The organism is Clostridium sp. AF36-4, from assembly GCF_003435975.1.
Taxonomy (GTDB): Bacteria; Bacillota; Clostridia; order Lachnospirales; family Lachnospiraceae; genus Eubacterium_F.
The window spans coordinates 813-10874 of sequence record NZ_QTVH01000039.1 but is presented as its reverse complement, the minus strand read 5'-3'; the positions used below and the strand labels follow the sequence as shown (position 1 = coordinate 10874).

Sequence of the window (10062 nt, the reverse complement as noted above, 5' to 3'; positions counted from 1 at the left end):
CACAGGCTTATAGCCGCAGAGGAAACCACCAGCTGAGCTGGTGGTCATGATTGAACCAATTTAAAAGGAGCCGGATTTCTCCGACTCCTTTAAGTATGTGTCCGCAAACACATACCCCAATTACTATCTATAATATACTATAAATAACAAAAATATGCAAGAGGGTTAAATGTAATTTTTTAGGTGTGCTGCTTTTGGATAGAAGATGAGGTTTGCGTTGCTTTTGAAAAAAATACAAAGCAAAATGGACGGAATTATGATATAATCATTAAGTACAATTTTTGTTTTATTATTATTGAGTTAGAGGAGAATATATTAAGATGAGGAGTCGAAAGAAAAGGATAGCAGTTTTTCTTGTGGTTGCATTGTTTATTGGTATTGCGTGCCCATATAATCAAAGAGAAATAAAAGAGATGAAAGCAGTTGAAAATAATGTTTCTTATAAAGATGGAGATGAAATACAGCCGCTTTCTGTTGATTTGTCTGGGCAAAAAACGGTGGTGACGGGAGGTGACATAGTAATTGAAATGTCAGAGGAGATGCTTAATAGAGAAACGGCAAAATATTATTCTTCCGTTGAGTTTACCTATCAATTAAAGTTAAAAGATGAGCAATCAAGAGTTACGGAAAACGTGAGTGAAGAAGAATGGTATTATGATTACATTAGTTGTAGCATTGGATATCGAGAGACCTATCAGGAGACTACAGATTTTATGGCTGATAACGCTTCAAAAAACAAGCGTAAACAGCGTGTATCATTAGGTGAAATGAATTGTGTTAAGTGGGGGAAATATTTAAATGGTGAATTAAATCCATATAAATTTTATTTCCATATTTCGATTGCGAACTATTATCATAGTTCTAGGAATGCAAATTACTACTGGCCACGTGAAGTTGAAGAATTAGAAATAACATCTATAATGTTTATTCCTTATGAGAATGTACATTATGGTGAATCAACGCCATCGCCAATTCCGTCGACCACTCCCGTAAAAACCATGCCTACGCCATATCCGACAAGTTCGTCGGGTATTGATAAGTCTTATAAGACGGGGGCAGTAAGAAATTATCAAGTGGATTTATTACGTTATCAAACAAGCTTTCATAAAAATTGGATTTATTTTGATTTAAAGGACGAATTAAATGAGAATTGGTATCGGGTGGAAAATTATAAGGAAGTAAAAATTCGATACCGAATTCAATATAAAGATAAGGAAGAAAATTCTTGGGGAAATAACATAATGGATTCGATTAAATTTGTTATACAAACCAATTTAGAAGAACTAGATGGATATTCAGATGCAGTAATTAACTATAAAGGTGTAGAAGCAAATAAGCCATTGTATCAATATAGACCATGTGAGAAAAAAGAATTGGAAGCTGTCATGCCGCTTTCTTTTACATATACAACAGGGTGGGGGCAGGAAATCGAACATGCGATTCCAATTGTGGGAATTACGATACAACCATTAACGACGTGGCCAGAAGATTTAGATTCTCTTACGGTTACCGGAATTGAATTTGTGGCAAAAGAGGGAGCGATTTATCCAAGTGCTCCTCCAACACCAAGTATGACACCTACTGCAGCTACATCAACAAAAACTCCGCAAACAAGGAGTACAAATGCACCATCAATCCCGCAAAAAGTAACAAATCTTAAGCTAAAAGCGGGAAAGAAAAAGCAGATTAAGATTTCTTGGAACAACCAAAAGCAGGCTGATGGTTATGAGATTTACCGTTCAACAAAAAAGAACAAGGGCTACCAAAAGATAGCAGATGGTTTCAAGAATAAATGCAATTTTGCAGACTCAAAAGTAAAGTATGCAAAAAACTATTATTATAAAGTGCGTGCTTATTACTTAAATGGGAAGAATTATCAGTATGGTGTTTATTCGGATGTAAAGAAACTGATGTTGAAACGAAAAGCACCGGCATTTAAGCTAAAAAGAAAAATAACAACGGATGGAATCCATTATATAAGTATTCAGTTAAAATCATGTTCTGACCCATATTTGCAAATGTGGGTTCGGTTTGGAAAAAAGAAATACAAGAAAATTCCTTTATCCAAATATAAGATTAAGAAGAATACTACATTAAACTTTAAGTACACACCTAGAAGGGGAAAGATAAGCTTTCGAATTCGAAGCTACCGGGTGCAAAACAAAAAAAGAGTGTACAGTAAGAGTAAAACAAAAAGGATTTAGCAAACCATGGGATACGAATTAACAAAAGGAACAAAACTAAATAATCGTTATGTGATTGAGTGTACACTTGGCAGTGGTGGCTTTGGAACAACCTACAAGGCAATGGACACTTTAATTGATGTTCCGGTGGCGATTAAAGAGTATGAAAACAGCAGTGAAAAAGACCGGAAAGTAGCACAGCGTGAAGTGAAGATGGCTGCTCGTTTTTATGCCCTGGATGGAATTGCCTCTGCCCGTGACTTTTTTGTTGTTGATTCGATTTCATATATTGTAATGGAATATGTTGAGGGGGAGAGTCTGAAAAAATATGTTAGAAATTATGGGACGATGAAGGGAGAAGATATCCTTACAAAATTAAAACCTGTGATAGAGTCTCTCTGCGTGATACATAAAGAAGGAATTATTCACCGTGATATCAGCCCGGATAATTTAATGGTGACAAAAGGTGGAAGTATTCAGCTTATTGATTTTGGTGAGGCAAGAAATTTTGAAGAACAGAGAAACAAGGAATTAACGCTTGTTTACAAGCGTGGCTATGCACCAATTGAGCAGTGCAGGCAGCGAGGAAAACAAGGAGCGTTTACAGATGTTTATTCGCTGTGTGCGACCATATATTTTGCGATTACCGGAATTGACCCGGATGATTCGGTTGAACGAATGATTGCGGACCATATGAAACCGCTGCATGAATTTTATGGCACAGGTTTAAGTGAGTATGAAATTCACGTGATTGAGCGAGGACTTTTCGTTGATGCGAAAGACCGGTTCCAAACAATGGATGAATTATTTGAAATGCTATATGAGAAAAAAGATTTATCAGAATTTTCAGGCAAAGCAAATGCTGATAAAGATAATACAACACATCATCCTTTTAATACGGCTCATATTATGCGTGAAATCGATGATTTTTATGATAAGAAAAATGGACGCAAAAAAGGAAGAACTGCTTCCAAAATATTTATAGCAGGTTTGATTGCGGTTCTGCTTGTGGTCGTTATTTCTGTCTTTCAAAACAAATCGGAAATAAACAAAAGACCGGTGGTGGCTGCCCCTCAAACAACAATGCCGGTAACAAGTGTACCAACGTCAACAGCAACACCATATACGGTCACAATTGAAAATTATGTCGGGTTAGAAAAAAAGGCGGCAGTAGAGAATCTGAAGAAATTAAAAGACGAAGGTTTGACCGTGCGTTTCCAAACAAAATACAGCAAAAAGGCGAAAGGTACGGTGATTGAACAGAATATTCCGGCGGGGAAAACGTATTCCGATGTATCGAAAAAAACGCTGCGGCTTACGATTAGCAAAGGAAAGAAAAAAACTGTTGCCACGCCAAGACCGACAGTTACGCCAAAACCGGTGCCAAAGAAAAAGAAATCAAAAGTTAAATTTAATGGTGACTTAGATTCACTATCATAATAGGAGAACATAATGGAAGAGGAAGAAAAGAGACGTATTTTTCATGAAATGATGCAAAAGTGTTTTATGAAATGCGACCGTTTCATGATTGAAAAATGGAAAACAACCGAAAAACCGCTCAATCAAGTAATTGAGGATGAGGTTAGGCAAAATGCTTATCATAACTTTTATGATAAAGTGTCAAAGGCAAAAATCGCCTCACGTCCAACCATTCAAAAATGGTTTGGTATTCATGGACAGTCGTTGCCAAAAAGAGAACAGATTATTCATCTGGCATTTGTCTGTCAGTTTTCAGTGGATGAAACAAGAGAATATTTTATGTATGCTATTTCTGAACATGATTTTCAAGTGAATGATTATCATGAGATGATTGCTTTGTACGGTTTAGAAAATCATATGACTTATGAGCAGTATGAGGAGATGGTTGCTTATTTTGAACAATACAGCGATTGGAATGTGCCTATCCGGCAGACGGCACACACGGACGAGATTTTAAAGCGTTATGAGCCGGTAAAAAATCTTGACACAAAAGAATTTCTTGTGTGGATGCGAAAAAACGAAGCATTATTTAAAGGCTACAGCATGACAACCTATCAAAATTATATGGTATTGTTAGAGAAAGCACTGGCTTTTTTCAGAAAAGATATCAAACAATGTTTGTTTACTGCCTTAGAAGACACCGGATTTTTTTCGTGGCTGAAAAGCAATGACATTAAGGAAGAAGACTACGGGAAAGAAATACGTCGTTTTATAAAGAATCAGACCCGGTTGGTAAAAAGCCCGTTATCCAAAGAAAAAGTGGAAGAAATTCAGTTTTTGACGAAGATGGCATATAGTCCGCTTCGCCGTGTCTCGGATTTGATTGTAGAAATTTATGATGGTATTCATTTTCCACATACACGGTTTGGCGATATGAAGCGGAATTTGCTGCAAAAAGAAATTGGTGCAGTGGATGCGAAATATATTTCTGATATTAGTTCGATTGTCAAACAAAAAGAAAGGGAAATGCGGCTTTTGCAGGCATATACGAAATGTCGAACCGGTAAGACGGATGACGAAACAAAATTACAGGAATTGGAGAAAGAAATTCGTAAACAGCGTCAGCGCACGCATAACATACGTCGTGCAGATTTGCTTGTCCTGATTCATTATGTGGTTTTGAAACAGTCAGGAGAGGAGTCGCCGGAAGTCGTGAAAAAGGAATTTGTAGCGATGGCAGACAGCATACTGAATTTATGCGGTATGCGTCCGATGGATGATAAATACCCATTAGATTATTTACTGCTACAGTGCTTTGGAAGTGTTGATGTGTATACGTTGACGGATGTTTTGGAATAGATGTGAGATAGGAAAGACGGCGGTGAGCCGTCTTTTTTGTGTGCAAAAAAAAGAAAGGGGAATGGACAAGTGGGCGGTATGATAGGAGTAAGTTTTGAAGAAGGGAAGGTGTTATTTATGAAAATCTGTGTCCATTGTGGAAATGCAATGAATGACGAGGCAAAATTCTGTGTAAATTGTGGAACCCAGGCAAATGGATATAGCAATTACACGTATCAATCGCAGCAAAATCGCAATTTTTTTGATAATCGCCAAATGCTTAGGCAAAATATTGGAACAAGAGAAATGGTTAGTGGAATTATTTGGATTTGCGTTGGTGGAATACAAACATTAATATCTATTTTTGCATTTTGGTATTTAATATTTGTTGGTATTTGGAATATAGTATTTGGAATTAAGCGAGTAAATAAAAAAGAAAAACTGTTATATATGTCAATTGATGAGATTTATAATGACTATTCGAGTCGTTTATCATCTATTATTGTTTTTCTGGTGTTAAATGTACTTTTTGGTGGAATCATAGGTATTGCAGGAGCAATTTACGATTTGGTTGTTAGAAATTATGTGATACAAAACATTCAACAGCAAAAGACATATATAGGTAATGGAATGCCGTCAAACAACCAAGTTTCATATCAGCCAATGAATCAAAGTCATGAATATATAAATAAACATCTGGATGAAACAAACAATACATTTATTGCACAAGAAGAAAAAAATCCAGACAATATAGATAAAAAAGCTACTGATGCGATTCAACCGTTACTAACACGTGCAAATATGTTCTTGGAAGATGCTAATTGGGAGAAAGTAGAACAATATACGGAAAGAATTTTGGATTCTTATCCTGAATGTGCGGAAGCATATTTGCTTAAATTGATGGCTCAATTACGTGCGCAAAATATATATGACCTGATTAAACGCGATAATGGTTTTGAAAATAATATAAATTTTCAAAGATTTTTACAATATGCAGATGAAACAAATGCAGAACAGGTAAAACTTTTAAAGTATGAGCCTATTTACATAAGAGCTGTAGAACTTTTAAAATATGCGAAAGGAGAAGGAGCCTGTAATGAAGCAAAGAAAATGTTTCGAACGATTCCTGAGTATAAGGATGCAAATGAGCAAATAAAGGAATGTGAAATAAAAAAGGAAAAGCTAAAAGAAGAAAAGTACTATGACTTAGTAAAAAAATTTAATGGGGCACGTACAAGTGATGACTACATAAATATTCTATTTAAATTTTATGAATTACAAGATTATAAAGAGACTTCTGATTATATTTCGGAATGCGAAAAGAATATTGCTTATATTAATGCAATCAATGAAATAAGACATAGCAGTAATGTTGTAGCTCTTGAAAAGACAAAAAAATTATTTTTGGGATTTGCCGGTTTTAAGGAATCCAACAAGTATATTGAAAAAATTGATGAAAAAATTTTAATGTTGAAAAAACGTAAGAAAAGAATAAAAACGATAATTATTATTGCACTTATTGCTGTGTTTGTACTGATTGCAGTTAAATTAACAGGTTCATTTTTGTATTATCGTTCAGATGATTATAAACTGCTAAAAGCAAAAGAGTTTATGGCGAATGAACAGTATTCACAAGCAATGGAGTACTTGAATGATATGGAAGATAAAAAAGTGGCAAATCAGCAAATTAAAAAAATACAATGCAAGGAGGCCAAAAGTTATTTTGAAAAAGAGGAATATGATAAAGCAATTGCGATTTATCACAAATGGGGAGAAAAAGAAGAAGAGAGAAAGGTGATACAACAAAAGGCGTTAATGTTATTATATGAGAATAAGTTTACGGAAGCAATAAAACTTTATGAGCAGATAAAGGATGAGGATAACCTTATTTTTGCGTATGGTAGACTGGCTAGATATTATCGTGATTCTGGTGAATATGACAAAGCAATAGAAATTTACAATAAAATTGATTCTGAAGAGGGAAAAGAATCAGTATATGAGTTTCAGGCATATAATTTGATTGACCAAAAGTGATATGATGAAGTTGAAAAATTGTATAAGTACATTAAAGATGAAAATATTTTAAAGGATATACAAGAAGAAGTGTGTAGACAAAAAACTGAAAACTGAGGAGGATTTTTATGATATGTAAATATTGCGGAACACTTGTTTCCGACGAAATGAAATTTTGTACGAACTGCGGTAAAAAAATGGAAAGAAAAACAAGCTATTGTACTAATTGCGGGAATATAATTAATTTTAATTCAAAATTTTGCAATATATGCGGAGCACCAACTATTATTGCGGAAAAGATGAAAAAAATACGAGTAAGTAAGGTGTATTCGTTAATTATGTTAGCAATTACGGCACTTGTTGTAGCTTTTGTGCCCTCAGTTACCTTAAGTGGGAGTGATATAGCAGACAACATATTTTACAGTAACGCAAATCAGGTTAGAGTAGCAGTTGATCATGGCGCAGTGGGAATTATGTCTAAATGGCCTAATTTTCATTCAGCAAAAGCTATTCTATTGCCTTTATTATTAGTTAGCCTCGGTATTCTTGTAATATCGGCAGGGTTGCATTTTATTAATAGGTGGTGGCCGGCGATGATTCCGGTAGTGGTATTTGCAGGCATTGTTATATTTAGTGATTTTTTGCTTTATAATTCATTGCGTGACCAGTGCAAACATTTTGGATTCGGATTTTTATTACATATTATATGTATTGTTTTACTGGCAGGCTCCTTTTCATTAAACCGTTACCGGACAAAAATGCGGCAAGATGCAGTTTCTAAAGGAATGCGATATAAAATGCAAAAACCTGAGATAATTGCAATTATTGGTGTGGCGTGTTTTGTTGTTGTTGCAACTGTGTTTTCTATTGTTAAATATACGCATAAGTACACGGAATATTTTCTGGAAACTCCACAAGCATTTTATACAGACCGGATGGAAGCTGTAAAACAATGTGCCAAAGAAGTTATACAATTGAAAATACCAAGCGAAGATGATATTTCTGAATACCGGGTGATGGATTACGAAGGTGATGGGAATGGAAGGTATGTAGTGCTTATGGGTAAAGATGGATATAGCGAATATTATTATGCGGTGTGTATCAAGGCAGTAGATATATATACTGGTTATTATCACTACAGCGATAATGTGAGTAGTGGTTATAATCGTGATTACGTTATGGATGAAGCAAAATCAAAAGATTGGGGGGAAGAAAATTATGATGCAGTGGATTATGAGCAAGAGTTAAAAAAGGGGGACAGGGTACCATATAGTTGGAGTTCTAATTATGTTGGATAAAATATAGGAAAGAAAGGAAAAGTATAGTGATAAATTAACACTATATCGGAGAAAAATATGAGAAGAAAAACAATAGCTATTTTATTATGTTTTGCGGTGATAGCCGGATTGATTCCTAACAAGGAAGTGATGAATGTAACGGCTAAAGAAAAAAAGGTGTATTCTAAATCGGTAGTGAAGGCGAATAATTATTCGGATTACGAGGAAATTAAAACGCCGGAAGATATGGACAAATTAAATTATGTAGTAGATGGAAAATATTGCTTGTCTGCAGATATTGATATGTCCGAATATGAGGGGACTTATAAGCCGGCGGAAGGTTTTCGTGGCCCTCTAGCGTAGGGTAGTTGTCACCCACCTCCCAAGCTGATATGATAAGTATTTCGAGTAAGGTCAAAAATGATTTTTCAAGGATTTCTTTACTGGGGCATGGAACAAGGGAACGTTTGAGTCAGAGTGAAGGAGAGATATACCGGGACGTGTGTGTAAGAATTTTAAATATATATTCAGGAGATTATAAATTTAAATTTTATGCGCCCAAAAATGAAGAATAAAATTATCAAAGGAGTAATAACAGAAATAGATTGGCGTTATATAAAAAAACCCCTCTAGCGTAGGGTAGTTGTCACCCACCTCCCAAGCTGATATGATAAGTATCAGAAGGACAGGTGATTGCTATGAGTTATAACAAATATCCAAAGGAAATGAAGGAAGCCATAATAGCAAGAATGCTTGAAGGCGATGAAACAGTAACAGACATCCAGCGAGATACAGGAGTAGGGATCAATACTCTGTACAGATGGAGAGATCAGGCTAAGCATCAAAAGGGCTTATCAGCAACAACAAAATATAAGAATGCAGATAAATGGAGCAGTCAGGATAAGTTCATGGTTGTTCTTGAAACTGCAAATTTAACAGAGATAGAGTTCTCGGAGTATTGCCGTGAAAAAGGTATTTATCCGGAGCAGGTCAAAGAATGGAAAGAGGCTTGCATAAATGCAAATGATAACGCAAGAGAAAAAAGCACAAAGGTAGGCAAAGAACTCCGTGTAGAACGGAAAGAAAAGGAGAAGTTAGAAAAAGAGCTTGCAAGAAAAGAAAAGGCATTGGCGGAAGCGGCCGCATTATTAGTGCTACGAAAAAAAGCAGATGCGATTTGGGGAACGGACGATAAACTGCAAATTTAACAGAGATAGAGTTCTCGGAGTATTGCCGTGAAAAAGGTGTTTATCCGGAGCAGGTTAAAGAATGGAAAGAGGCTTGCATAAACGCAAATGATAGCGCAAGAGAAAAAAGCACAAAGGCAGGCAAAGAACTCCGTGCAGAACGGAAAGAAAAGGAGAAGTTAGAAAAAGAACTTGCAAGAAAAGAAAAGGCATTGGCAGAAGCAGCCGCATTATTAGTGCTACGAAAAAAAGCAGATGCGATTTGGGGAACGGACGAAGAGGACGAATGATCAACGCTTCAGATCGCAGACAAGCAGTAGAGTTGATCAAAGAAGCAGTAGATTCAGGAGCAGCATTGTATAAAGCATGCGCAGAGCTTGGAATCAGTAAGCGAACATATAACCGCTGGAAGAATACAGACAGTGATTATATAGACAAACGCACGATATGTGCAAGACCAGAGCCGGCGAATAAGCTGACTAAGGAAGAAAGGCAGGAGATATTGGACATATGCAATACAGAAGAGTTTGCATCAAAAACACCAAGTGAGATTGTTCCAATGCTTGCGGACAGAGGAAGCTATATAGCAAGTGAAAGTACATTTTACAAAGTGTTAAAGGAAGCAAAACAGTTGACTCACAGAGG

General features: G+C 35.8%; 7 protein-coding genes and 1 pseudogene. All 8 read left to right on the top strand.

What is annotated here, in order from left to right; genetic code table 11:
- Window positions 1-320 precede the first annotated feature (320 nt).
- A complete protein-coding gene (locus tag DW005_RS12915) occupies window positions 321-2204 on the top strand; it encodes a fibronectin type III domain-containing protein (protein ID WP_117480037.1) in 1884 nt (627 codons plus the stop codon).
- Between the two features lie 6 nt (window positions 2205-2210).
- Entirely contained in the window at window positions 2211-3623 is a 1413-nt protein-coding gene (locus DW005_RS12910) for a serine/threonine-protein kinase (protein ID WP_117480035.1), read from the top strand.
- A gap of 12 nt (window positions 3624-3635) precedes the next feature.
- Complete coding sequence (locus DW005_RS12905; protein ID WP_117480034.1) at window positions 3636-4961, top strand: hypothetical protein; 1326 nt, start codon at window positions 3636-3638, stop codon at window positions 4959-4961.
- Window positions 4962-5039: 78 nt separating this feature from the next.
- Complete coding sequence (locus DW005_RS12900) at window positions 5040-6974, top strand: zinc ribbon domain-containing protein (protein WP_242989483.1); 1935 nt, start codon at window positions 5040-5042, stop codon at window positions 6972-6974.
- 107 nt (window positions 6975-7081) lie between these two features.
- Entirely contained in the window at window positions 7082-8251 is a 1170-nt protein-coding gene (locus tag DW005_RS12895) for a zinc ribbon domain-containing protein (RefSeq protein ID WP_117480030.1), read from the top strand.
- 57 nt (window positions 8252-8308) lie between these two features.
- Window positions 8309-8593 (top strand): hypothetical protein, encoded by a 285-nt coding sequence (locus DW005_RS12890; RefSeq protein ID WP_117480028.1) that lies wholly within the window; start codon window positions 8309-8311, stop codon window positions 8591-8593.
- Between the two features lie 335 nt (window positions 8594-8928).
- Window positions 8929-9081 (top strand): annotated as a pseudogene (locus tag DW005_RS14365) (transposase); the annotation flags it as partial.
- Window positions 9082-9628: 547 nt separating this feature from the next.
- The coding region (locus DW005_RS14270) for a helix-turn-helix domain-containing protein (protein ID WP_347461749.1) at window positions 9629-10062 on the top strand (434 nt) is incomplete at its 3' end.